This window comes from Vibrio ishigakensis (genome assembly GCF_024347675.1).
Lineage (GTDB): Bacteria > Pseudomonadota > Gammaproteobacteria > Enterobacterales > Vibrionaceae > Vibrio > Vibrio ishigakensis.
In genome coordinates this window covers 1,833,071-1,857,065 of the sequence record NZ_AP024881.1, presented here as the reverse complement: position 1 = coordinate 1,857,065, position 23,995 = coordinate 1,833,071, and the positions used below count along the sequence as shown (strand labels likewise).

Sequence of the window (23,995 nt, the reverse complement as noted above, 5' to 3'; positions counted from 1 at the left end):
AAAGGGAGGCAATCATTGCCTCCCTTTCTTTATTCTGGCTATATCAGCTATCAGCTATCAGCTATCAGCTATCAGCTATCAGCTATCAGCTATCAGCTATCAGCTATCAGCGTTTAGGTCTGTCATACCTAATATTTACGTCATCCCCGCGAAGGCGGGGATCTTCCACCGCACCTAAACCAACTCCAACGTATGCTTGAAGCGATAAGAGTACCCAAGTCTTTCTGATAGCGAGCTATCAATTAACTTATCCTGAACTTCAGTAATTTTAGGAAGCTCAAGCGAGCTATCCACACTATCCAGCGCTGCTTGATAGAACTCTGCCTTACTACAAGTATTAGGCGTAGACGCATTGATAACTTGATTGGCAAGGGACTCACTCGCAAACGCGGTTATCCCCACAGCATCCAATCTATGCAGCATATTGGCAGGTGCTTGATTACTTACCGATTTCAGATGCGCCACAAACCGAGAAGGATGGCGCTTCTCATCAACTAAACCGCTACAGCGAATTACCACATAATCAAGGCCACTGTCGATAACCCGTTGTTCACCCTTCAGGAGCGCGACGCTCTTCTTACTAAAGCTCGAATCAGACAAAGCCATTTCATAGCTGGCATCAGATTCAAGCATTGCGCCTGAACGACTCGGATAAACCGCAGTAGAGCTGATCATCACAACCTTTTTCACACCGGCTTCTTTTGCACCAGAGCAGATCTGTTGCCACTTGTGAGCATAGCTATCCCAATCGGGCTCAGTGCCATCTTTGGGTTTTCGCAGACCTGGGGTGATGCATCCAATAACGGTCGTGATTTGAAGCTCTTTGAGTAGCTTAACGTAACTGTCTATGGAATCGAGAGGGAAGGAGAGTTGATGAGCACTTAATCCAAGTTGCTCGCTTTCAGAGATACCGCCAGCCGAGGCATTACTCACATGGACATTTTTGCCTTGCTGCAAAAAATGAAGCGCCAGAGGGCGACCAAGCCATCCAGCGCCTATAATTAGGGTTGCTGACATTTAGTGACTCAAAACTCGCAAGATCTTATCAGCTTGCTCTGCCACCTCGATACCCTCATCAGTGAGATAGCCTCCATCTTTAAGCGTGCACAGTCCTTTATCAAAAAGACGCTCAATGGCTTGGCGGGTAGATTCGGGGGCATCGGAATGAACCTTAATGCCGGTGGCGGCGCTACTTAAATCAAATTGAACCAGTAGGTTGAGCTCATCGATTAGTTGTTGGTCAAATTTCATAGCTTCTCTTTCTTTTATGTGTTTCAAGATTCACAGTAGACCTGCAACATTTTCCCTGCAACCGCTATTTCATCAAAACGTTAGCTCAAGCGATTTCGTTTTCATTGATAAAAAACTTAATTTTTGTGTTGACTCTTGCTCATGCTAATCAGCAACTGGCTTTAAAGGCTTTATCCACAAAAACTGTGGATAAAGCGCAGATCTTGGATGATAACTGTTTGCTTGTTTTTCGTACCGCAAAACGCGAAATATCATCTAAATTAGATATTTACATTTCCTTACAAGTGTAAATGCGTATAATCCCGCAATCTTTATAGGGGTATGCAATTCGATGCGTGATTGATGAGTTGAATATAAAAAACTCTCAATAGAATCAGGCACGTTTAAGGCGTGCTCCAGAAAATTGGTCTAAATTTTTTACTAACGTCTGACCTCGCATTCGCGCGGTCAATTAACCAGTGCAAGGCAAGATGCTATGAGTGATTCGAAGAGTATTCCTGAAGAGGAGACACGCTCCTTGGAGTGGAAGTCGTTTTTCTTTATCGCTGTCGTGATGTTCCCAGTGTTGAGCGTCATTTTAGTCGGCGGCTACGGATTTATCGTTTGGATGTTACAAGTGTTCGTTTTAGGTCCCCCTGGCGCACACGGCTAACTCAAGATTGACCAACTAAATATCCGATAAGTGAGAGCACAATGAAGTCACTAATTGTCAAAATGTGGAAAACCATGAGTCGTCCCGCCAGACACATCAGTCTAGGCGTGCTGACTCTCGGCGGCTTTTTAGCCGGCGTTATTTTCTGGGGTGGTTTCAACACCGCGCTAGAAGCAACCAATACTGAAGAGTTTTGTATCAGCTGTCATACAATGCGAGATAATGTTTACGTAGAACTTCAGGAAACGGTTCACTGGAAAAACCATTCTGGTGTAAGAGCAACCTGTCCTGACTGTCACGTACCGCATGAATGGACCGCAAAAATTGCCCGTAAGATCCAAGCCTCTAAAGAGGTGTACGCACAGATCTTCGGTGATTTAGGTACACCAGAAAAATTTGAAGCACGTCGCTTCGAACTTGCTCGTCATGAGTGGGATCGCTTTGCTGCCAATGGCTCCCTTGAGTGTAAAAACTGTCATAATTACGACTCAATGGACTTCGAGCTAATGTCTCCAACGGCACGTATCCAGATGAAGCAAGCGGCTGAACGTGATCAAAGCTGTTTGGACTGTCACAAAGGTATCGCTCACAAGCTACCTGAAAATATGGACAGCTCAGGCGGTATGGTCGGCGAGCTTGAGCAAATGGCACACTCTACCTCCTTCTCTAAAGACAACACTTATGTATCAGTGCGCCACCTTCCTCTATATGAAGATGAAGCCCTTAGCGTGGAAGCGGGTCTTCTAAACCCAGCCTCTGAGGTTAAGGTTCTTCAGGTTAAAGGCGATGCCATCCAAGTTGAGATTGCCGGTTGGCGTAAAGACAAGGGCTTTGGCCGTGTAATCCAAGAAGACTTTGGTATGAACATCCCTGTTGCTTCTCTTATGAAAGAAGCGGCTCAAAACGACCAGATTGTCGAGAGCTTTGAAGAGAAAGAGGATGAGCTAACCGGTCTTCCATGGGGTCGTGTTGTGGCTAAGGTATGGATGAAGCAAGGGTCTATGATCCAAGGCTACGAGCCTATCTGGGAAAGAGCGGCAGAGTCTTATCAAGTTAACTGTTCTACCTGTCACACCCAGCCAGCGCCAGCGCACTTCACTGCAAACGCATGGCCTGGCATGTTCAACGGTATGTCGGCGTTCGTTAACCTAGATACCGATAGTGAAGCCTTGGTACTTAAGTACCTACAGAAACATTCATCTGATTTCTCAGATGAGCATCACTAATTCTGACGGAGAGAAATAATGTCATTATCAAGAAGAAGCTTTCTGAAAGGTTTAGGTGCAACGGGTGCAGCAGCTTCTGTAATTGGTCCAAGCCTTCTGGTTTCATCTGGCGCGAGTGCGGCCGAATCTACTGACGGCGTATGGAAAACTAGTGGCTCACACTGGGGTGCTTTCCGAGCTCGTGTTTGGGCAGGTAAGGTTCAAGAGGTCACGCCTCTAGAAGCCGACAAGTATCCAACGGACATGCTAAACGGCATCAAGGGTATCATCTATAGCCCTTCACGTGTGCGTTACCCTATGGTTCGCCTAGATTGGCTGAAGAAACACAAATATGCGGCCGACACTCGTGGTAACAACCGTTTTGTGCGTGTGACCTGGGATGAGGCTTTGGATCTTTTCTATCGTGAGCTAGAGCGCGTCCAGAAAGACTACGGTCCATGGGCACTGCACGCAGGTCAGACTGGCTGGCGTCAAACCGGTCAGATGCACAGCTGTAACAACCATATGCAGCGTGCTATCGGTCTGCACGGCTACTCAGTGAAGAAAGTGGGAGACTACTCAACCGGTGCAGGGCAAACTATTCTGCCTTACGTTCTAGGTTCGACCGAGGTATACGCACAAGGTACCTCTTGGGAGCTTATCCTAGAGAACAGTGACAACATCATTATCTGGGCAAACGATCCGGTTAAGAACCTGCAAGTAGGTTGGACCTGTGAGACCCACGAGTCGTTTGAATACCTAGAGCAGCTTAAAGAGAAGGTTGCTAAGAAAGAGATCAACGTGATCTCGGTGGATCCGGTTAAGAACAAGACTCAGCAATACCTAAACAACGAACACCTATACGTTAACCCGCAAACCGACGTAGCCTTCATGCTAGGTATCGCGCATACCTTGTATAAAGAGGAGCTGTACGATAAGAAATTTATCGACCTTTACTGCCTAGGCTTTGACGACTTTGTTCCTTACCTAACCGGTGAGTCGAAAGACAAGGTTGAGAAAACTCCTGAATGGGCGGCTGAGATCTGTGGCGTACCAGCGGATAAGATCCGTGAGTTCGCTCGCATGCTGGTTAAGGGCCGTACCCAAATCCTGTTTGGTTGGTGTATCCAGCGTCAAGAGCACGGTGAGCAGCCATATTGGATGGGTGCAGTTGTCGCAGCCATGATCGGCCAGATCGGCCTGCCAGGTGGTGGTGTCTCATACGGTCACCATTACTCAGGTATCGGTGTATCGTCAACGGGCTTTGGCGCACCGGGTGCGTTCCCGCTGAACATAGATACAGGCCAACAGCCAAAACACACCAACAAGGACTACAACGGTTACAGCAGCGTAATTCCGGTAGCTCGTTGGGTAGACTGCTTACTTGAGCCGGGTAAGAAGATCCAAGCCAATGGTAACCAAGTGACACTGCCACCATTTAAGATGATGGTGATCAGTGGTAACAACCCATGGCACCACCACCAAGATAGAAACCGAATGAAGAAGGCGTTCCAAAACCTTCAAACTCTGGTCACTATCGATTTTGCTTGGACAGCAACCTGTCGTTTCTCCGATATCGTTTTGCCTGCTTGTACTCAGTATGAGCGTAATGACATTGATGGCTATGGTGCCTACTCTGGTCGTGGTCTGGTCGCTATGCATAAGCTAGTCGATCCACTGTTCCAGTCTAAGACTGACTTTGAAATCATGACCGAGCTGACTAAGCGCTGGGGCCGTGATAAAGACTACACTCGTGGCATGAACGAGATGGAGTGGGTGAAGAGCCTATACGATGGCTGTAAGGCGTCGAACCCGAACTTCAATATGCCTGAGTTTGCCGAGTTTTGGGAGAAAGGCTTCCTAGACTTTGGTAAAGGTAAACCTTGGACTCGTCATGCCGACTTCCGTGAGGACCCTGAGATTAATGCTCTTGGTACCCCTTCAGGCTTTATTGAGATCTCAAGCCGAACCATTGGTCGCTTTAACTATGAGCACTGTCAGAACCACCCTATGTGGTTTGAGAAGTCTGAGCGCTCACACGGTGGTCCAGGCTCTGATAAACATCCATATTGGCTGCAATCTTGTCACCCAGACAAGCGTTTGCACTCACAGATGTGTGAATCGGAAGAGTTCCGCGCTACCTATGCGGTACAAGGTCGTGAGCCTTGCTATATGAACCCGAACGATGCAAAAGCAAAAGGCATTAAAGATGGTGACCTAGTGCGCGTATTCAATGACCGTGGTCAGCTGCTTGCCGGTGCCGTAGTGTCGAGCGCATACCCTGAGGGTGTGGTTCGTATCGAGGAGGGGGCTTGGTATGGCCCTCTGAACGAGAAGATAGGCGCTATTGACACCTATGGTGACCCGAATACGCTAACCCAAGATATCCCATCTTCGGAGCTTGCTCAGGCAACCTCGGCAAATACCTGCTTGGTGGATTTTGAGAAGTTCAAGGGTGAGGTACCACCGGTCACAGCATTTGGTGGACCGATTGAGGTAAGCTAAAAGCAATTAGTCAATTGCAAAATAAAAACCAGTGGGGAAACTCGCTGGTTTTTTTGTATCTGAAAAGGGGTCACTAAACGCAAGGTAAAAAAAAGCCAGCCCTTAATAAAGATGGGCTGGCCTGTATTCTTGTGAACAAAAACTACGTTCACTAACAACGTCAGTTGGCTAGGTGATCCTTGGCTTAAAAGGATCACTGTACACTATGCACGGAGCGTGCCAACTTTTTATTTTTGTTGTTAAGTCTTTGTTTTTAATGGGAATGGTTATTCTGATGTTCGCAAGTTGCAAAATGCAAAGGCGTTTTGCAATAGATAATGTCTTTTTGCATATGTCTAGCTGTGCATAAAGCACGCAAATGCATTAACTTATCCAAACATAATTGAACTAAATTGCAATTTGATTAAATCAGCGCCCTGAAAACCAGGGTTTCTAGCGCAAGTAACAAAAATAGTGCCGGAAATGCGATACGACAGATGATATCCAGACGATGAGCGAGATGCATTTTGCCATCTTTTGCCAGTGCAGAGGTAGCGATGCATTGCAAAAGGCTCATAAACACCAAAATAGTCGAGGCAAGAATGAAGTAATCGAGGCTGGTGAGGTAGGGCAGTCTTGGTAATATGGTATCCGCAGAAAAGCGATAGGCGATTAGGGTCAGCATAGAGGTAATTGCGATACCAACATTACTAGATACATTCAAAGGGTCCATCCAGAACACCGCCCAAGACATAGCCACTATGAGCGTCAGTGGCAGTATCATCTTAAGTACGTAATAACTCGTTAGCCTCTCGGCGATAAACCCATAGTTGATACCCGAGACATTGATATTGTCGTTCTCATACGGTTGATAAGAGCGGGTCTCAGCAAACCAATCGATGATCTTCCAGTCAGCCAAAGAGAGACTTTTAGCAATCCCTGAAAGGTTTACTCTATCCACCATGATTATCTCATCAGGATTATATCCGGGCGCAACGATATGAAAGTTAAAGTCCTGCACATCAAAGGGAAAGCGATACAGTCTCATTGCTTGTGAGTATGAACCCCAGCTAGCAATCATCAGGGAGACCTGACCTTCGGGAGAGATGGTGACCCTGTCTTTGTTGTGAAAGAAGATCTTTTGCTGATTGACGATTTGAAACTGCGGATGCCACACATCATTAAGGTCTTTGGTAATAGGATCGGGTCCTGGGTGTGCTTCACGGGAGTCCATCCAACGCACGCTGTAGAAGAGGCGGATATCAAAGCTCTGTGATGAGGTGTCTATACCATCAACATCAGCAACGAATAGGGCAGTGTCTATTTTAAGGGGAAGAGGACCGGGAGGCAGTCCTTTATGAGCAAGGCTTTGCGGGGCAATCAGCAGAAACAGAATTAAGGCTATGACTTTGCTCATAAGTAATCCCAACCATGACAATGCAGTTAAGTATAGTTGGGATTACAGATAGGATTATCAGTTACTTAATGGCAAACATAGAGCCGAAGTTAAAGCACTGGAACCACACTTCACTGCTACTAAAACCAATCTTGGCGAAGCGCTCTTTGTGGGTTTCAATCTTGTCTGGACGCATCACGTTCTCAATAGCGCTACGCTTTTGGCTTATCTCAAGCTCGCTATAGCCATTAGCACGTTTAAAATCATGATGAAGGTCGATAAGTAGTTCGTGTGAAACCGAATCCTCAAATACGAATTTCTCCGATAGGATCAAGATGCCGCCAGGGTTTAGGCCAGTATAGATCTTCTCGAGCAGCGCTTGTCTGTCTGCAGGTGATAAGAACTGCAAGGTGAAGTTTAGAACCACCACAGAAGCGTCTTTGATCTCGATATGACGGATATCATCTTCACGCACCTCTACAGGTGTAGTTGCACGATAGGCATTCACATGCAATTTGCAACGCTCCACCATGGCTGGCGAGTTATCCACTGCGATGATCTTACAGCCCTCAACCTCTTCCAGACTGCGACGCATTGAAAGCGTTGCCGCTCCCAAAGAGCAACCTAGGTCATACAGGTTTGAATCCTTGGTAGCAAAGCGGTTTGCTAGCATGCCGATGGCTGAGATGATGTTGCTATAGCCCGGCACCGAGCGCTGGATCATATCTGGGAAGACCTCAGCAACGCGCTCATCGAAGGTAAAATCGCCGATCTTGTCGATCGGAGCGGAGAAAATATTGTCTTTGCTCATGAAGTTGTTTGAAATAATTACGACACCTAATTCTAGGAAATGGCGACATGGGTGTCACCCACTGTGTGGTGAGATCTTAGCTTTTAATGCCGCTATTGTTCAAAAACAGAGCAAAGCGAAGAGATAAGCCATAAAAAATCGTTAAGGCAGTCGATTTTGAGGCTATTTCCAAGTATAAATGTCAGCTAATTGCGTCAAGATCGAGAGATCGTTTACGCCACCTCTTTCAACATCAAAACATTCAGGAAATTGAATATGCGTAGCCATTATTGTGGTCAACTGAACAAGTCCCTTGCAGGACAAACGGTAGAATTGTGCGGCTGGGTTAACCGTCGTCGTGATTTAGGCGGTCTTATCTTTATCGATATGCGTGATCGTGAAGGTATCGTTCAAGTTGTTGTTGATCCAGATATGGCGGATGTATTTGAGGTTGCGAACCTTCTTCGTAACGAGTTCTGCATCAAGCTAACCGGTGAAGTGCGCGCGCGTCCAGACAGCCAAATCAACAAAGATATGGCTACCGGTGAAGTAGAAATCTTGGCTACTGGCCTAGAGATCATCAACCGTGCTGACGTTCTGCCTCTAGACTTCAACCAAAATAACTCTGAAGAGCAACGTCTAAAGTACCGCTATCTTGACCTGCGTCGCCCTGAAATGAGCGACCGCATCAAGCTACGTGCTAAAGCATCAAGCTTTGTTCGTCGTTTCCTTGATGAGAATGGTTTCCTAGACATCGAAACTCCAGTGCTGACTAAAGCGACTCCAGAAGGTGCTCGTGACTACCTGGTACCTAGCCGTGTTCACAAAGGTAGCTTCTACGCGCTTCCTCAGTCTCCACAGCTATTCAAACAGCTTCTAATGATGTCTGGTTTTGACCGTTACTACCAAATCGTTAAGTGCTTCCGCGATGAAGACTTGCGTGCTGACCGTCAGCCTGAGTTCACTCAGATCGATATCGAAACTTCTTTCATGTCGGCTGATGAAGTTCGCGCAACCACTGAGAAGATGGTTCGTGACATGTGGCAAGAACTACTAAACGTAGACCTAGGTCAATTCCCAGTAATGCCGTTTAGCGAAGCTATCCGTCGTTTCGGTAGTGACAAGCCAGATCTACGTAACCCACTAGAGCTAGTGGACGTTGCCGATCTTCTAAAAGACGTTGAGTTCAAAGTATTCTCAGGCCCAGCTAACGATGAGAAAGGCCGCGTTGCCGTTCTTCGCGTACCAGGCGGTGCTAAGCTGACTCGTAAGCAAATCGACGGCTATGCAGAGTACGTAGGTATCTACGGCGCGAAAGGTCTAGCTTGGATGAAGGTTAACGACCTTGAGGCTGGCCTAGAAGGTATCCAGTCTCCTGTTGCTAAGTTCCTAAATGAAGAAGTGATCAACGGCATCGTTGAGCGCTCTGGCGCACAAACTGGCGATATCATCCTATTTGGTGCAGACAAAGCAACCGTTGTAGCAGAAGCTATGGGCGCACTTCGTCTGAAAGTAGGTAAAGACCTAGAGCTGACTGACGAGTCAGCATGGGCTCCGCTATGGGTTGTAGACTTTCCAATGTTTGAAGAAGACGGTGAAGGTAACCTGCACGCGATGCACCACCCATTTACCTCTCCTCTAGGCGTTTCCCCAGAAGAGCTAAAAGCTAACCCAGCGGCTGCGAACTCAAACGCGTACGACATGGTAATCAACGGCTACGAAGTAGGTGGTGGTTCAGTACGTATCCACAACGCTGACATGCAATCTGCAGTATTCGATATCCTAGGTATCGAGGCAGACGAGCAGCAGCAGAAATTCGGCTTCCTGCTAGATGCACTTAAGTTCGGTACTCCACCGCACGCAGGTCTAGCATTCGGTCTTGACCGTCTAGTTATGCTTCTGTGTGGCACTGAGAACATCCGTGACGTTATCGCATTCCCGAAAACCACGGCTGCAGCGTGTCTGCTAACAGATGCACCTAGCCTAGCTAACCCAGCGGCTCTTGAAGAGCTAGCTATCGCGGTTACAGCAGCGAAGAAAGAAGCTGAATAATTACAGCCTCGGACTTGAAAAACTCCCGCTTTTGCGGGAGTTTTTATTTATAAGCTATAAAAAAGAGAACAGCATGACCATTATCTTAGGTATCGACCCAGGCTCAAGAATCACAGGCTATGGGGTTATTCGCCAGACAGGAAGAAAGCTGCAATACCTAGGCAGTGGTTGTATCCGCACCTCAGAAAAAGAGCTGCCGGGTCGCCTAAAGCAGATCTACGCAGGGGTGAGTGAGATTATTACTCAGTTTAATCCTGACGTATTTGCTATCGAGCAGGTGTTCATGTCGAAGAATGCCGACTCGGCACTTAAGCTTGGTCAGGCTCGTGGCAGTGCTATTGTTGCAGCGGTTAATGCTGATCTTCCAGTACACGAGTATGCAGCAAGGCTTATCAAGCAGGCGGTCGTTGGCACGGGCGGGGCAGATAAAGCCCAGGTTCAGCACATGGTTCAGCAGATGCTCGTACTGCCAGCCAAGCCTCAGGCCGATGCAGCGGATGCCTTAGGTGTGGCTATCTGTCATGCCAATACCAACAAGACGCTGGTGGCATTGGCGGGTAAGGCAACCTCAGCCAGACGTGGTCGTTATCGCTAGTACCTCAGAAATTATACGACTCCTTACCCACTCCTGACGATGACTACTGGCTATCCGTCCAGTTATTGATTATCATCTTTGGTTAGAGTTATCCCAATTGGAAATATGCAGTGATAGGACGTTTACGAGGCACCCTCATCGAGAAACAACCACCAGAACTTTTGATTGAAGTATCTGGTGTTGGCTATGAAGTTCAGATGCCAATGAGTTGTTTTTATGAGCTCCCTGAAGTTGGTCAAGAAGCCATTATTTACACCCATTTTGTTGTTCGCGAAGATGCACAGTTGCTGTACGGTTTTAACACCGTTGCTGAACGTGCGCTGTTCCGCGAAGTCATCAAGGCAAACGGTGTAGGCCCTAAGCTTGGCCTTGGTATCCTATCTGGTATGACCGCCTCTCAGTTTGTTAGCTGTGTAGAACACGAAGACATTTCCACTCTAGTTAAACTGCCGGGTGTAGGTAAGAAAACTGCTGAGCGCCTAGTAGTTGAGATGAAAGACCGTCTTAAAGGCTGGGGCGCGGGCGATCTGTTCACTCCTGCCACAGATGCCGCGCCTATTGATAACGGTGTATCTAAAGAAGATGCGGCGCTAGAAGAAGCAATCAGTGCGCTTCTGGCACTGGGCTACAAACCTCAGATGGCCTCCAAGGTAGTGTCTCAAGTAGCACAGCCAGAGATGAGCAGTGAAACCCTAATCAAAGAAGCGCTAAGGGCTATGGTATAAAGCATGATTGAAGCGGATCGCCTAATCGCAGCCGATAACCCAACCTTTAAAGACGAAGAGGCCATCGACCGCGCCATTCGTCCTAAAAAGCTGGCCGATTATCAAGGTCAGGATCACGTACGTGGCCAGATGGAGATCTTTATTAAAGCGGCTCAGCTGCGAAATGAGGCCCTAGACCACCTTCTTATCTTTGGTCCTCCCGGTCTTGGTAAAACCACGTTAGCCAATATCGTTGCTAACGAGATGGAAGTGAACATTCGCACCACCTCTGGCCCAGTTCTGGAAAAGGCCGGCGATCTAGCAGCGCTTCTTACCAACCTTGAAGAGAACGATGTGCTCTTTATCGATGAGATCCACCGCCTTAGCCCTATGGTTGAAGAGGTGCTCTATCCGGCGATGGAAGACTACCAGTTGGATATCATGATAGGGGAGGGCCCAGCGGCGCGCTCTATCAAGATCGATCTGCCTCCGTTTACCCTGATTGGTGCGACTACTCGCGCCGGTTCATTGACCTCGCCGCTGCGCGATCGCTTTGGTATTACTCAGCGCCTTGAGTATTACAAAATTGAAGATCTGCAGCATATCGTGCAGCGCAGTGCCGATTGCTTAAACCTTTCTATGTCTCCAGAAGGAGCATTAGAGGTAGCGCGCCGTGCTCGTGGTACGCCACGTATCGCTAACCGCTTGCTTCGCCGCGTTCGAGATTACGCCGAAGTAAAAGGTGATGGTCATATCGATGCGGATATTGCTGATAAAGCGCTTAACATGCTCGACGTCGACACTCTAGGTTTTGATTATATGGACCGTAAACTGCTACTGGCGATCATCGAGAAGTTCTCCGGTGGTCCCGTTGGTTTGGACAATATGGCTGCTGCTATTGGTGAAGAGAAGGATACGATCGAGGATGTACTCGAACCGTATCTCATTCAGCAGGGCTATCTGCAAAGAACCCCACGTGGTCGAATTGTTACTGAAAGAGCCTATCGACATTTTGGGTTTGATATCGAATCGTAAATTAGTGTTAAGGGGCTGTAAGCCCCTTTTTATTTGTCTGACAATAGCCTGGTTGTAATTGTTATCTTGTTCACATTTCAATCACCTATCGTTTAATAATCAACCTATTTCACTTCACTCTTCTTGATTCAAATCAAGGAAAAAATCTCAAATAAACCTTTTGAATCCCGCAAATGAAACCATTAATATTACTGTCAGGTATATTAGAGGTTGCTTAACAACTGTTTAACTGTTGATTTTAATAGAATTAATCTTTAACGCAGTTTCTTAACAACTCAGAATAAAATTTAACTTTTGTTTTTTGGTTGAACCTGTGTCTAGGAAGACACCCAAGGAGTTCTTATGATAGATGTCGTTGATCTGTCGCGATTACAATTCGCAATGACAGCAATGTACCATTTTCTATTCGTCCCGCTTACCTTAGGTATGGCTTTCTTGCTTGCCATCATGGAATCCGTTTACGTGATGACTGGCAAGCAAATCTACAAGGATATGACTAAGTTCTGGGGTAAATTGTTCGGTATTAACTTCGCCCTAGGCGTAGCTACCGGTCTTACCATGGAGTTCCAATTCGGAACAAACTGGTCATACTATTCTCACTATGTAGGCGATATCTTCGGTGCGCCACTTGCTATCGAAGCCCTTGTGGCCTTCTTCCTAGAATCTACCTTCGTTGGTTTGTTCTTTTTCGGTTGGGATCGACTGTCTAAGCGTCAGCACCTTTGTGTGACTTGGCTAGTAGCAATCGGTTCAAACTTCTCTGCTCTATGGATCTTGGTTGCAAACGGCTGGATGCAACACCCTGTGGGCGCAGAATTCAACTTTGAAACCATGCGAATGGAGATGGTGAGCTTCGCTGAGGTTGTACTAAACCCAGTAGCTCAGGTTAAATTCGTTCACACAGTAGCATCGGGTTACACCACAGGTGCGATGTTCGTTCTTGGTATCAGTTCTTACTACCTACTGAAAGGTCGTGATGTGGCGTTCGCTCGTCGTTCGTTTGCAATTGCAGCGTCTTTCGGTATGGCAGCAATCCTATCTACCATCGTTCTTGGTGACGAATCAGGTTATGAGCTTGGTGACGTGCAGAAGGTGAAACTGGCAGCAATTGAAGCAGAGTGGCACACAGAGCCAGCTCCTGCGGCATTTACTGCATTCGGTATCCCGAACCAAGAGACCATGGAAACTGATTACGCGGTTAAGATCCCATACGTAATGGGTATCATCGCAACACGTTCACTAGACAAAGAAGTAACGGGTCTTCGTGACCTGCGCGAAGAGCACGTAGTGCGTATCCGTAACGGTATGTACGCTTACGAGCTTCTAGAAAAACTTCGTGCGGGCGATAAGAGCGAAGAAAACATCGCCGCCTTTGACGAGGTTAAACAAGATCTAGGTTACGGCCTACTTCTTAAGCGCTACACAGACAACGTAGTAGACGCAACAGAGCAGCAAATCCAAATGGCAGCGGATGACTCTATCCCGACCGTATGGCCACTGTTCTGGTCATTCCGCATCATGGTCGCGTGTGGTTTCATCATGCTATTTATCTTCGGTATGGCATTTATCCAGACCTGTCGTCAGAAGATCGAACAGAAACCTTGGCTACTTAAAGCCGCTCTATATGGTATTCCACTACCTTGGATTGCAGTTGAAGCCGGTTGGTTCGTCGCAGAATACGGCCGTCAGCCGTGGGCTGTAGGTGAAATCCTACCAACTCACGTGGCCGCCTCCGCATTGACCATAGGTCAGCTATGGAGCTCGCTCATCGCCATCATTGCGCTGTACACAGTGTTCTTGATTGCAGAGGTTTACTTGATGCTGAAATTCGCTCGTAAAGGCCCAAGTAGCCTTAAGACGGGTCGCTATCACTTCGAACAAGAAGGCAACGAAGACGCACAAACTCGCGTTGGCCGCCAAGTAGAAGCGTAATAAGGGAAGCGCAAATATGTTTGATTATGAAGTTTTAAGATTTATTTGGTGGCTGCTGATTGGCGTACTGTTCGTCGGCTTCGCTATCACAGATGGTTTTGACATGGGGGTAGGCGCGCTAGTGCCTATCATCGGCAAGAATGACACCGAGCGTCGTGTGATGATCAACTCCATCGCACCTCACTGGGATGGTAACCAAGTTTGGCTGATCACCGCGGGTGGTGCGCTATTCGCGGCTTGGCCTCTAGTGTACGCAACGTCTTTCTCTGGCTTCTACTTTGCCATGATCCTGACTCTAGCGGCGCTATGGCTTCGTCCTCTTGGTCTGGATTATCGTTCAAAGATTGAAGATCCAAAGTGGCGCAGTGCTTGGGACGTATGTATCGGTATCAGTGGTTTCGTACCACCAATCATCTTCGGTGTAGCGTTTGGTAACCTGCTTCAAGGTGTACCGTTCGACCTAAACGAATTTATGATGCCAACCTACCACGGTTCATTCTTCGGTCTGCTAAATCCATTTGCTCTGCTATGTGGTCTAGTGAGCCTGTCGATGATCGTGATGCAAGGTGCAACCTGGCTACAGATGAAGACTACTGACGATATTCATGTTCGTGCTCGCGCAGTAGCGCAATGGATGGGTCTAGCGACTGTGGTTCTGTTCGTTATCGGTGGTATCTGGATTCAAAACATTGACGGCTTTGTTATCACTAGCGACCTAGACCTAGCGGCAGCATCTAACCCACTAAACAAAGAAGTGGCTACAGTTGCAGGTGCTTGGATGAACAACTTCGCTGAGTATCCAGCAATGTGGTTAGCTCCAGCACTAGGTGTGCTGATGCCTATCCTAGCTGTAATGATGTCTCGCGCTGAGCGCTGTGGTTTTGCTTTCCTGTTCTCAAGTCTAGGTAACGCAGGCATCATCTTTACAGCAGGTCTTGCGATGTTCCCATTCGTAATGCCATCGAGCCTGAACCCAGACGTTAGCTTGACTATGTGGGATTCAACCTCGAGTGAATTGACTCTGAACCTAATGACTGCTGTAGCGTTCGTAATGGTTCCAGTTATCCTAGGTTACACCACTTGGTGTTACTACAAGATGTTCGGTCGTCTGGATAACCAGTTCATCGAAGACAACAAAAATTCACTTTACTAAGGAGTACAAACCATGTGGTATTTCGCTTGGATTCTAGGTGTGCTACTAGCTTGTGCTTTTGGCATCATCAACGCTCTGTGGCTTGAGCACACAGAGATGATGGATAAAGATAAAGAAGACTAATCTCTTTAAGAATTGTCTTTAATAAATAAACGCCCCAATCAAATCTGATTGGGGCGTTTTTCGTTTGTTTAGGTATAAAAAAGGCCTATCAAGAGATAGGCCAACGGAGAAGAAAATCATTATTCGATGGAGTTACTTTCCATTTAGCTTAAGCGCTGAGAAAGTAACGCTGTTGTAGTCGCCGTTTTTCTTATCGATAGCAAAATCACCGGTACCTTCACAGCCAGGGCCCCATACTGGGTGCGACTCTTGAACACTGCATTGACCGTAGGCACCCGCTTTGAAATAGAAGGCATCTTTGGCATAGCCGTTTGGATTATCTTTGGCATCAACACCTTTAGCTAGGTCGATTTCGTAGGTTACCGTGTCGTGACGTTTAGTCTCGAAGGTCAGATACATAGTGGTGTCTTTCACTTCAATCTTGTAGCTAAACTCTTCACCAAGAGCGATACCCGCATCACCTGGCTCAGCAGTATTTTCCCAGGTATTGCCCCATACTGGATAAGCGATGTCAGCACGATCAGGATCGTTCTTTTCTAGGTTACGTTCATAGTTCCAGAACACTGAACCCATCTTGTGGCCAGGAAACTTCTTGTAGAAGATCTTAATAGGTTCGTTGCCATGACCATAACCTGTCTTAGCTTCGATCTGTGCTTTGTCTTTCTCGGCATGGATCTGACCAACAACGACTGAATAAGCAGGGTATTTTTCAGGATACTTCGCATGCAGTGATACATGGTTAACCTTGAGAGTAGCTTCAAGAGTGCCGCCGATAGCGCTGAAGGTTTTCGCATCTGGGTGGCTGGAAAGGGCCCAGTTGTTTAGATTGTCATGGGTATCGATAGAGAAGTCAGCTCCACGAGCCATTTGACGAAGCTCGGAGCGCGCATTCTTGGAGTTCTTGGTGGTAATGGCTTTGTTGTGAACCTCAAATACCATGTTTCCATCTTTATCTAGGAAGAAGAAATCTGAGTGGGAGTAGCTCATCATGGCAACGCCTTCTATTTCGTCCACGCGGCCATCTTGGTTAATGTCAGATGGAATAGTGATCTTCCAGTTACGCATATCGAATTTGTCAGCAGGAACTGGGTAGGAGACACCGTTGTTAGCAACGTCGGCCATTGCAGGGAGAGCGAGTAGGATTGAACTGGCAAGAAGGAGTTTTTGTTTCATTATGTAATTCCTTGTATGTATTATTGTCATACATAATACGATCGGAATTTATGGCGAATAGTCCAGGATTATCATTCTGCATGCCGCCTCACACTTCTGTTCCTCGGATTCTGAGCCAGTTCAAATAAATGAATATTCAACGGCTAACTTGTGTGATTTATTCACGAGAAATACTACGGTCGAAGTAATTGTTCTCAAACTCAAAACCTATGGGTAAGAGACGAGACAAATTGCCTCTTATCCGAGCCACTTTGGCCGTACTCGGCTTGTAAGGCCCAAGAGCGGTTGAAGTTATAACTCGCTCCAATCAGCCCCATCCATTTATCTAGGTTCTCTTGTTTTATCTTGTAATTGATGTGCTCCCCTTCAAGGGCGTCGGTTTTGAAGTAATGTTGTCCCTTGATGGTTAGCGTGCTGTCTAGGTAACTGGCACCTACGTATACATCCAAGCTAGTAGAGTCTTTAAGATGGAACTGTTTACCGATGCGGGGGGAGACATTGATAACCAACTCCTCAGCTTTTGCATTTTTCATATCCACATAACTCACCGATGCCGGTATTGCGAGAAAGTAGTCTTGCCAGCCCGCCGCTAATACAGTGCCGAGGGTGTAGTTCCATCCGTCCAAATCAACATCTAAAGGAACGGTTACGGATTTATCCTGCAGTCGACAAACTGGTGGTGTAAATAGACCCGAGCAATCCGCTCCAGAGTTTCCGACCAAGGTGTTACCGTCCATATCAAATTCAACATGCGCTATACCATTTACTTTACCCACAGTGGCGAATACGTTCATAAATGGAAATACCCAAGCATCGAGTTTTAATTGTGGTGACTGGCTGTGAGAGTAGTTATTGTCGAAGGTGACAAATTCAATAGGCCGAGTACCGTTTCCTCGCCAACTCATACCTGCTTCAAGATCGGTTATCGACATTCTTTGATAGGTATCCGCATAGATAATGCTAACCCCAAAAGGCAGTGGTAGGCTAAAGCCTTTATCGATAACGTCTTGTGCATAGAAAGGCAGGGGTCTATCCCAGCTTGGATTAGCAGTGTCACTGCTGCTGATATGGTTTGCGACCTTGGCTTCACCTAACCCTGTTTCTGTGAGCTCCTCATTAACAGAGACAGATAATAGACGTGCGCTACCAACGGCGGAGGCATTCGATTCAAAGATCACATAGGTTGGAAACTCGCTGTCCTCGACATAGTAAACCTGTTGATTTTCAAACCCACTGGTAGTGATGTTCCAGTCCGTGCCCCAAATAGGCTCACTAAAGCCTTGATTGAATCGCTCTAGATCTTGTTCAGATTCAAGAATAGAGATAACTCGATAGCTACTGGCACCCAAACCAGCCCCAAGGTCATATCTGTGTAAGTTTATGTAGGTAGTAGACTCCTCACCATACACTGCACCTATACCTGTACCTCCCCCCACTAATGGCACCTTGATATTGGACATTACTCCAGAAGCATAGCCTTCAGCGTCGGCGATTTGAGTCTTAATCTCCGGATATTGCTCGGCTAATTCTTCTATGATGAGTTCGGTCTCATAGTCGATAGATTCTCTTAGTTCCTCTCTCTCCTCATAAGACGCTGCAGAGCTGCATCCGGCTAAGATAAACAGAGATGAGAGCATAAGTTGATAGTTTCGATGCATACTAGTCAAGCACGTAGGCGATTAAAAAAGACGCGCTACGCTAGCATGTGAGTTCTACCTAACCTATCCAGGCTATTTATTTCATTCCTCAATCTGATTTATAGGAAGGTGTGAGATTTATTGATGTCTTTTTTACAGGTATTAATTAAGCACGAACCTATCTAGTTTGAGAGCTTTGTTTATGCTCAATAAGTATAAAAAATTGTTTGTTTACTGAGCGCTGACATATGGGTGTTGGTGCTTATTAGTATCTGCGGCTGAGAATAACAACTGAATTAAGCCCTTATGCTAAGAAGTAATCTGATTAAGAATGCCGGTGTGTTGTCAGCGCTTGTGATTTGCTCTCCAGTGATGGCTGAGGAGGAGGAGCTGAGCCCATGGGAGGGCAGCGCTAAACTAGGTTTTATTTTCTCCAAAACAACCACACGTTCTCTGTCTGTAAATACGGGCGCGACGGTGAGTTATGATGTGGATGACTGGAAGCATAGCGCCGAGTTCTCGAGTTATTACACAGACACCGAAGATAACGAAGATGGCACAAACAAATATAAGATGAGTTATGGGGTAGAGTACTCTCTGACAGACAGGCAATTTCTTTATCTAACCAATCATTATGAGCATGATAGGTTTGCAACCTATCGACATCAATTGACCATTGCGACGGGCTTTGGTGCTACTTTGATAGATAATGGCAAGACAAGCCTATCTGTGGGTGCGGGTCCCGGTTACCGCTTCTCACAACGTCAAGACTTTGACCCTGATTTCCCAAAGCAACAGCAGGATGAGGTGATAGCTAACGCCTTTATCGACCTTAGCTCGAGTTTAACCGAGAGTCTTGAATATGGCGGAAAAATCAATACCGACTACGGTGAGGCGAATACCTCGACCAATGTGAAGGCTTATATTAAAAACCAGCTTATTGAGGACGTTTCGTTACTGGTGGATGTGGAGTATATCTACAATACGGTCGTCGCATCAGACCAAACCAATGATGAAATCTACAGTACCATCAGCCTTAACTACGACTTTTAACTCTTTACTTTGCCTATCTGTGATGACCCTAGGTTAACTCTAGGGTTACCTTCCTCCTTTGCTAAACGCTAAAATCAGCCAAAAAACCACCAATTAACATTTAAAAGTCATACGTTTATCAAAAAAAACGTGTTAGATAAAAAAGAATGTGGTTTGATTCTGTATAGTAGAAATTAACTATATCCAGAGTATCAATAAAACCTATGAACGCTAGCACGGCGGACACACCTAAGGTGTTCGAATGGCCAATCCGCATTTACTACGAAGATACTGATGCTGGTGGTATCGTCTATCACTCCAACTATCTGAAATACTTTGAGCGAGCGCGTACTGAGTTATTGCGTGCGCAAGGCATCAATCAGCAAGTTTTGTTGGAACAGAACACGGGTTTTGTAGTCAGAAAAATGGATATCGACTTTTTACAAGGTGCAGTACTGGACCAAGAATTGACGGTAAAAACACAGGTTTCGCAACTAAAGCGTGCCTCTCTCGATTTTTGTCAAGAGATAGTCAATCTAGATGGGAAAGTATTGTGCAAGGCAGAGGTTAAGGTAGCATGTATCAATACAGTGAATATGAAGCCTACTGCTATTCCAAGTTTTATTATTTCGGAGCTTTCGTAACGTGACTGCGGAAATCAATTTTATTGACCTAATTTTAGAAGCCAGCTTACTTGTTCAGTTGGTGATGTTGACCCTAGTAGGCATGTCGGTGGCATCCTGGGCGATGATTATCAATCGCAGCAAGATCATCTCGGCGGCAACGGCGCATACCGCGCGCTTTGAAGATAAATTCTGGTCTGGCAAAGACCTTGGCAAGCTTTACCAAGAAGTGAAAGCACGCAAAGACAATATCTCAGGCATCGAAGAGATCTTCTACTCAGGCTTTACTGAGTTCGCTCGTCTGCGCCGCACCAATGCTGGTTCTCCTGATTTCATCATGGAAGGTACTGGCCGTGCGATGCGCGTATCGGTAGCACGTGAGGTTGATGAGCTAGAGACCAACCTACCGTTTCTAGCCACCGTTGGTTCTATCAGTCCATACATCGGTCTGTTCGGTACGGTGTGGGGTATCATGCACGCCTTCATCGCTCTTGGTGAAGTGAAGCAAGCGACCCTAGCCATGGTAGCACCGGGTATCGCAGAGGCACTGATTGCAACGGCAATGGGTCTATTTGCTGCTATTCCAGCGGTAATGTTCTACAACCGTCTAAGCAACCGAGTGGGCAAACTCGAGCACCAATTTGCAACCTTCTCTGAAGAGTTTCACGCTATCTTGCACCGTCAAGCAATGAGCGATAAGGCTTAATCCATGGCGGGTTATCAACCTAAAAAGCGCAAGCTAACCGCAGAGATAAACGTAGTGCCATACATCGACGTGATGTTGGTGCTATTGATCATCTTTATGGTTACCTCACCATTTATCACTCAAGGTGTAGACGTTGAGTTGCCAAAAACCTCTTCAGCAACACCAGCCTCTGAATTGGCTGGTGATTCTGAAGCGAGCTTTATCATCGTAGAGATCGATAAAGACGGTCAGCTTGGTCTTAGCGTTAACGACGATGAGGTTCAGCGTGGTCTGAGCCTAGATGACCTGATCGTTCGCGTTAAAGCAGAGCGTCAAGTATCGCCTGATGCACCGGTTGCGGTGGGTGGTGATGCGGCAACCCCTTATGCCGATGTGGTTTTGGTTCTGGATGAACTGAACCAGGCTGGCATTGAGAAGGTGGGCTTGTTAACGGATATCAAAGGATAGATACCGGAGCGCATGAAAAAGGATAAAAAGTTCACGAGATCATTGATGATATCAGGGGGAGCACACTTGCTTCTCCTTGTTGCTTTGATCTGGGGAACTAACTTCAATATGTCAAAGCCAGAACCTACGCCAAACATGGTGCAGGCGGTGGTGATTGATCCTAACGTTATCTCCCAGCAAGCCAAGCAGATCCGCGCCGACCGTGATGCCGCTAAGAAAGCGGAAGCTGAGCGTATTGAAAAGCTACGTAAGCAGAGCGAGCAGCTAGAGAAAAACCGCAAGGCAGAAGAAGAGCGTATTCGTCGTCTAGCCCAAGAGAAAGCAGAAGCGGCGAAGAAGGCTCGTGAAGCAGAGCAGCAACGCATTCTTAAAGAGAAAGAAGCGAAAGCCGCTGAGGTAGAGCGTCAGAAGAAACAAGAAGCGGCGCGTAAGGCCGAACAGCAGCGCGTTGCTAAAGAAAAAGCAGCCAAAGAAGCGGAGCGCAAAGCTAAGCTAGAGGCTGAAAAAGCCGCAGCAGCCGAAGCGGCCCGTATCGCTAAAGAGAAAGCGGCAGCCGAGGCAGCAGAAAAAGCACGTAAGGCCGAGCAGCAGCGCATCGCTCAAGAGAAAGCAGCAAAAGAAGCCGCAGCTAAAGCTGAGAAAGAGAAGGCACGTCTAGCGCAACTAGAACGTGAACGTAAAGAGCAAGAAGCCGCCCTTAACGACATCTTCTCTGGTCTTGAACAAGAGTCACAAAGTAACTCGGCGGCTAAGAGTCGTTTCGTTGCTGATGAGGTAAGCCGTTACGGCGCTATCTACACTCAGTTGATACAACGAAATCTTTTGGTCGAGGATTCATATCGCGGTAAACAATGCCAAGTAGATTTGCGCCTTATTGCAACGGGCTCAACTGCTATTGTTAGTGATGTGAAGACAATCGGTGGTGACCGTACCCTGTGTAGCGCGACCAAGCGTGCGATTGCTCAGGTTGGTAACTTCCCATTACCGAGTGACCCAGCTGTGGCTGAAAAACTAAAAAATATTAGATTAACCGTTGCACCTGATTAAGGAATATATGGTGATTAAACGTTTATTTGTTAGCGTAATGCTATTTATCGGCATGGCAACTTCTGCTCATGCCTCGCTAGAATTGGTGATCACCGAGGGTATCAACTCTGCGCGTCCGATCGCCGTGGTTCCATTTAAATGGGATGGTCCGGGCAAATTGCCTCACGATGTGAGTGCGGTTATCGCATCCGATCTGCAACGCAGCGGTAAGTTCAGCCCAGTGCCGACCAACCAGATGCCACAAACTCCATATACCGACAGTAATATCAATTATTCTGCTTGGTCTACCATGGGCGTGGATGCACTGCTTACTGGTACTATTACCAAAACCGAAGACGGCAAGTATCGCGTTAACTACAAGCTTATAGATATTACCCGTGGCGCACTGACTAACGGTCAGTCTAAGTCTTTGCAGGACGGTAACCTGGTTCTGTCAAAAGACCACATTCTATTTAATAAGGTAGCCACAGTACCGGGTCCGCGTCTGCGCGAGTACGCACACCGCATCTCAGACCTAGTGTATGAGCAGCTAACCGGCGAGAAGGGCGCTTTCTTGACCCGTATCGCTTATGTGGTGGTTAACGATAAAGACAGCTATCCATACCAGCTGCGCATCGCCGATTACGATGGCTATAACGAGCGACTAGTGCTTCGTTCTAAGCAACCGCTGATGTCTCCAGCATGGTCTCCAGATGGTCGTAAGCTTGCTTATGTAAGCTTCCAGAATGGCCAAGCTGAGATCTTTATGATGGACATCTACACGGGTAAGCGAGAGAAACTGACCTCGTTCCCGCGTCACAACGGTGCGCCAAGATTCTCTCCTGATGGCAAGTCGATGGCTTTGGTTCTATCCAAGTCAGGCAGTCTTCAGGTATACACGCTTGACCTTGCAACACGTAAGTTAAAGCAAATCACGCGTGGTAGATCAAATAATACCGAACCGTTTTGGCATCCAGACGGTCATTCACTTATATTCACCTCTGATAGGGGTGGTAGACCTCAGATTTATCAAGTAAATTTAGGTTCAGGGGCTACTAAGCGATTGACTTGGCAAGGAAACCAGAACTTGGGCGGTCAGATTACTCCAGATGGTCGATTCATGATTATGGTGAATCAATCACGCTCTGGATTTAATTTGGCGAAGCAAGATTTGGAGACTGGTGCGGTTCAAGTGTTGACCAAAACACTACTAGACGAGTCTCCGAGTATTGCTCCAAATGGCGGAATGGTGATATACAGCTCGATGTATAATAAAAACAACGTGTTATCGATGGTTTCTATTGATGGGCGTTTTAAAGCCAGACTTCCAGCAACCAACGGGCGTGTACGAGCTCCCGCGTGGTCACCATTTTTGTAACTTAGTTACTTTTTTATACGAGAAGGAAAACAAAACATGCAACTTAACAAGGTTTTCAAGGGTCTGCTAATTGCACTACCTGTTCTAGCTGTTACTGCTTGTAGTTCATCTGACGATGCAACTGAAGCGTCTGATGCTCAAACTACTAACCAAGAAGCTCAAGCAAACGCGAACGAAGCAACTGATACAACTGTAGTTTCTCCAATGACTGAAGAAGAGAAGCTAGCTGCTGAGCGCGAAATGAAAGAGAAAGCTCTAGCTGAAACTTCTACTCTGTACTTTGAGTTCGACAACTCAACTATCGGCGCACAGTACGAAGAGATGCTATCTGCTCACGCTCTATACCTAAGCGAAAACCCAGACGTTAAAGTTACTATCGAAGGTCACGCGGATGAGCGTGGTACTCCTGAGTACAACATCGCACTAGGCGAGCGTCGTGCTAACGCAGTTTCTAAGTACCTTCAAGCATCTGGCGTTCAAGCTGACCAAATCTCTATCGTGAGCTACGGTGAAGAGAAACCTCTTGAGCTAGGCCAATCTGAAGAAGCTTACGCAAAAAACCGTCGTGCGGTTCTAGTTTACTAATCTCAATAGGTAGTAA

Annotated in this window: 23 protein-coding genes; 17 read left to right on the top strand and 6 right to left on the bottom strand. The window is 46.8% G+C overall.

Features of this window, described 5'->3' with window-relative positions:
• Nucleotides 1–174: 174 nt before the first annotated feature.
• On the bottom strand, nt 175–1,017 hold the full coding sequence (locus Pcarn_RS08370) for an NAD(P)H-binding protein (RefSeq protein ID WP_261833413.1): 843 nt from the start codon (nt 1,015–1,017) through the stop codon (nt 175–177).
• Nucleotides 1,018–1,251, bottom strand: a complete 234-nt coding sequence (locus Pcarn_RS08365) for a TIGR02647 family protein (RefSeq protein ID WP_261833412.1) — start codon at nt 1,249–1,251, stop codon at nt 1,018–1,020.
• Between the two features lie 475 nt (nt 1,252–1,726).
• Here Pcarn_RS08365 and torE point away from each other — a divergent pair, with 475 nt between their 5' ends.
• Genes torE through torA form a run of 3 tightly spaced genes read left to right on the top strand, consistent with a single transcriptional unit; the run spans nt 1,727 to nt 5,613 of the window.
• The gene (gene torE / locus Pcarn_RS08360) at nt 1,727–1,903 is read left to right on the top strand and encodes a trimethylamine N-oxide reductase system protein TorE (RefSeq protein WP_261833411.1); all 177 of its coding nucleotides are present in this window, start codon (nt 1,727–1,729) and stop codon (nt 1,901–1,903) included.
• A gap of 41 nt (nt 1,904–1,944) precedes the next feature.
• Nucleotides 1,945–3,129, top strand: a complete 1,185-nt coding sequence (torC, locus tag Pcarn_RS08355) for a pentaheme c-type cytochrome TorC (protein WP_261833410.1) — start codon at nt 1,945–1,947, stop codon at nt 3,127–3,129.
• 18 nt (nt 3,130–3,147) lie between these two features.
• Nucleotides 3,148–5,613 carry a trimethylamine-N-oxide reductase TorA gene (torA, locus tag Pcarn_RS08350; protein ID WP_261833409.1) on the top strand — a complete coding sequence of 822 codons (2,466 nt, stop codon included), beginning with the start codon at nt 3,148–3,150 and terminating at the stop codon, nt 5,611–5,613.
• 403 nt (nt 5,614–6,016) lie between these two features.
• Here torA and Pcarn_RS08345 read toward each other — a convergent pair whose 3' ends face one another.
• Together Pcarn_RS08345 and cmoA are read right to left on the bottom strand one after the other, a co-directional pair.
• Nucleotides 6,017–7,009 (bottom strand): ligand-gated ion channel, encoded by a 993-nt coding sequence (locus tag Pcarn_RS08345; RefSeq protein ID WP_261833408.1) that lies wholly within the window; start codon nt 7,007–7,009, stop codon nt 6,017–6,019.
• Nucleotides 7,010–7,070: 61 nt separating this feature from the next.
• Nucleotides 7,071–7,799 carry a carboxy-S-adenosyl-L-methionine synthase CmoA gene (gene cmoA, locus Pcarn_RS08340; RefSeq protein ID WP_261833407.1) on the bottom strand — a complete coding sequence of 243 codons (729 nt, stop codon included), beginning with the start codon at nt 7,797–7,799 and terminating at the stop codon, nt 7,071–7,073.
• 255 nt (nt 7,800–8,054) lie between these two features.
• Here cmoA and aspS point away from each other — a divergent pair, with 255 nt between their 5' ends.
• From aspS to cydX, 7 genes are all read left to right on the top strand, one after another.
• Nucleotides 8,055–9,830: an aspartate--tRNA ligase gene (gene aspS / locus Pcarn_RS08335; RefSeq protein WP_261833406.1), complete on the top strand. Its 1,776-nt coding sequence runs from the start codon at nt 8,055–8,057 to the stop codon at nt 9,828–9,830.
• A gap of 73 nt (nt 9,831–9,903) precedes the next feature.
• The gene (gene ruvC / locus Pcarn_RS08330) at nt 9,904–10,425 is read left to right on the top strand and encodes a crossover junction endodeoxyribonuclease RuvC (RefSeq protein ID WP_261833405.1); all 522 of its coding nucleotides are present in this window, start codon (nt 9,904–9,906) and stop codon (nt 10,423–10,425) included.
• 110 nt (nt 10,426–10,535) lie between these two features.
• Nucleotides 10,536–11,150, top strand: a complete 615-nt coding sequence (gene ruvA, locus Pcarn_RS08325; protein WP_261833404.1) for a Holliday junction branch migration protein RuvA — start codon at nt 10,536–10,538, stop codon at nt 11,148–11,150.
• A gap of 3 nt (nt 11,151–11,153) precedes the next feature.
• On the top strand, nt 11,154–12,164 hold the full coding sequence (ruvB, locus tag Pcarn_RS08320) for a Holliday junction branch migration DNA helicase RuvB (RefSeq protein ID WP_261833403.1): 1,011 nt from the start codon (nt 11,154–11,156) through the stop codon (nt 12,162–12,164).
• A gap of 342 nt (nt 12,165–12,506) precedes the next feature.
• A complete protein-coding gene (gene cydA, locus Pcarn_RS08315; protein WP_261833402.1) occupies nt 12,507–14,096 on the top strand; it encodes a cytochrome ubiquinol oxidase subunit I in 1,590 nt (529 codons plus the stop codon).
• Between the two features lie 16 nt (nt 14,097–14,112).
• Nucleotides 14,113–15,249, top strand: a complete 1,137-nt coding sequence (gene cydB, locus Pcarn_RS08310; RefSeq protein WP_261833401.1) for a cytochrome d ubiquinol oxidase subunit II — start codon at nt 14,113–14,115, stop codon at nt 15,247–15,249.
• A 12-nt stretch (nt 15,250–15,261) separates the two neighbouring features.
• Nucleotides 15,262–15,372, top strand: coding sequence for a cytochrome bd-I oxidase subunit CydX (gene cydX / locus Pcarn_RS08305; protein WP_261833400.1), 111 nt, complete (start codon nt 15,262–15,264; stop codon nt 15,370–15,372).
• 132 nt (nt 15,373–15,504) lie between these two features.
• Here cydX and Pcarn_RS08300 read toward each other — a convergent pair whose 3' ends face one another.
• Together Pcarn_RS08300 and Pcarn_RS08295 are read right to left on the bottom strand one after the other, a co-directional pair.
• On the bottom strand, nt 15,505–16,545 hold the full coding sequence (locus Pcarn_RS08300) for a polysaccharide lyase family 7 protein (protein ID WP_261833399.1): 1,041 nt from the start codon (nt 16,543–16,545) through the stop codon (nt 15,505–15,507).
• A gap of 200 nt (nt 16,546–16,745) precedes the next feature.
• Entirely contained in the window at nt 16,746–18,182 is a 1,437-nt protein-coding gene (locus tag Pcarn_RS08295) for a lipid-binding SYLF domain-containing protein (protein WP_261833398.1), read from the bottom strand.
• Between the two features lie 306 nt (nt 18,183–18,488).
• Between Pcarn_RS08295 and Pcarn_RS08290 the strand changes: the two genes are divergently transcribed.
• The 7 genes from Pcarn_RS08290 to pal all read left to right on the top strand — a co-directional run bounded on the left by Pcarn_RS08290 (nt 18,489) and on the right by pal (nt 23,979).
• The gene (locus Pcarn_RS08290) at nt 18,489–19,235 is read left to right on the top strand and encodes a DUF481 domain-containing protein (RefSeq protein ID WP_261833397.1); all 747 of its coding nucleotides are present in this window, start codon (nt 18,489–18,491) and stop codon (nt 19,233–19,235) included.
• 203 nt (nt 19,236–19,438) lie between these two features.
• On the top strand, nt 19,439–19,858 hold the full coding sequence (gene ybgC, locus Pcarn_RS08285; RefSeq protein ID WP_261833396.1) for a tol-pal system-associated acyl-CoA thioesterase: 420 nt from the start codon (nt 19,439–19,441) through the stop codon (nt 19,856–19,858).
• Nucleotide 19,859: 1 nt separating this feature from the next.
• Nucleotides 19,860–20,543 (top strand): protein TolQ, encoded by a 684-nt coding sequence (gene tolQ, locus Pcarn_RS08280; protein ID WP_261833395.1) that lies wholly within the window; start codon nt 19,860–19,862, stop codon nt 20,541–20,543.
• A 3-nt stretch (nt 20,544–20,546) separates the two neighbouring features.
• Nucleotides 20,547–20,990, top strand: a complete 444-nt coding sequence (gene tolR, locus Pcarn_RS08275; protein ID WP_261833394.1) for a protein TolR — start codon at nt 20,547–20,549, stop codon at nt 20,988–20,990.
• Entirely contained in the window at nt 20,991–22,037 is a 1,047-nt protein-coding gene (gene tolA, locus Pcarn_RS08270; protein ID WP_390904487.1) for a cell envelope integrity protein TolA, read from the top strand.
• Between the two features lie 37 nt (nt 22,038–22,074).
• A complete protein-coding gene (gene tolB, locus Pcarn_RS08265) occupies nt 22,075–23,394 on the top strand; it encodes a Tol-Pal system beta propeller repeat protein TolB (protein WP_390904486.1) in 1,320 nt (439 codons plus the stop codon).
• A 36-nt stretch (nt 23,395–23,430) separates the two neighbouring features.
• The gene (pal, locus tag Pcarn_RS08260; RefSeq protein ID WP_261833391.1) at nt 23,431–23,979 is read left to right on the top strand and encodes a peptidoglycan-associated lipoprotein Pal; all 549 of its coding nucleotides are present in this window, start codon (nt 23,431–23,433) and stop codon (nt 23,977–23,979) included.
• The last annotated feature ends 16 nt before the right edge of the window (nt 23,980–23,995 follow it).

Coding starts and splice junctions, on each gene's coding strand:
- cydX (WP_261833400.1), top strand. CDS start 15,262: ATGTGGTATTTCGCTTGGATTCTAGGTGTGCTACTAGCTTGTGCTTTT.
- Pcarn_RS08295 (WP_261833398.1), bottom strand. CDS start 18,182: ATGCTCTCATCTCTGTTTATCTTAGCCGGATGCAGCTCTGCAGCGTCT.
- torE (WP_261833411.1), top strand. CDS start 1,727: ATGAGTGATTCGAAGAGTATTCCTGAAGAGGAGACACGCTCCTTGGAG.
- ruvB (WP_261833403.1), top strand. CDS start 11,154: ATGATTGAAGCGGATCGCCTAATCGCAGCCGATAACCCAACCTTTAAA.
- cydB (WP_261833401.1), top strand. CDS start 14,113: ATGTTTGATTATGAAGTTTTAAGATTTATTTGGTGGCTGCTGATTGGC.
- tolR (WP_261833394.1), top strand. CDS start 20,547: ATGGCGGGTTATCAACCTAAAAAGCGCAAGCTAACCGCAGAGATAAAC.
- pal (WP_261833391.1), top strand. CDS start 23,431: ATGCAACTTAACAAGGTTTTCAAGGGTCTGCTAATTGCACTACCTGTT.
- Pcarn_RS08300 (WP_261833399.1), bottom strand. CDS start 16,545: ATGAAACAAAAACTCCTTCTTGCCAGTTCAATCCTACTCGCTCTCCCT.
- torC (WP_261833410.1), top strand. CDS start 1,945: ATGAAGTCACTAATTGTCAAAATGTGGAAAACCATGAGTCGTCCCGCC.
- Pcarn_RS08365 (WP_261833412.1), bottom strand. CDS start 1,251: ATGAAATTTGACCAACAACTAATCGATGAGCTCAACCTACTGGTTCAA.
- cydA (WP_261833402.1), top strand. CDS start 12,507: ATGATAGATGTCGTTGATCTGTCGCGATTACAATTCGCAATGACAGCA.
- ruvC (WP_261833405.1), top strand. CDS start 9,904: ATGACCATTATCTTAGGTATCGACCCAGGCTCAAGAATCACAGGCTAT.
- Pcarn_RS08345 (WP_261833408.1), bottom strand. CDS start 7,009: ATGAGCAAAGTCATAGCCTTAATTCTGTTTCTGCTGATTGCCCCGCAA.
- cmoA (WP_261833407.1), bottom strand. CDS start 7,799: ATGAGCAAAGACAATATTTTCTCCGCTCCGATCGACAAGATCGGCGAT.
- aspS (WP_261833406.1), top strand. CDS start 8,055: ATGCGTAGCCATTATTGTGGTCAACTGAACAAGTCCCTTGCAGGACAA.
- tolB (WP_390904486.1), top strand. CDS start 22,075: ATGCTATTTATCGGCATGGCAACTTCTGCTCATGCCTCGCTAGAATTG.
- torA (WP_261833409.1), top strand. CDS start 3,148: ATGTCATTATCAAGAAGAAGCTTTCTGAAAGGTTTAGGTGCAACGGGT.
- Pcarn_RS08370 (WP_261833413.1), bottom strand. CDS start 1,017: ATGTCAGCAACCCTAATTATAGGCGCTGGATGGCTTGGTCGCCCTCTG.
- ybgC (WP_261833396.1), top strand. CDS start 19,439: ATGAACGCTAGCACGGCGGACACACCTAAGGTGTTCGAATGGCCAATC.
- Pcarn_RS08290 (WP_261833397.1), top strand. CDS start 18,489: ATGCTAAGAAGTAATCTGATTAAGAATGCCGGTGTGTTGTCAGCGCTT.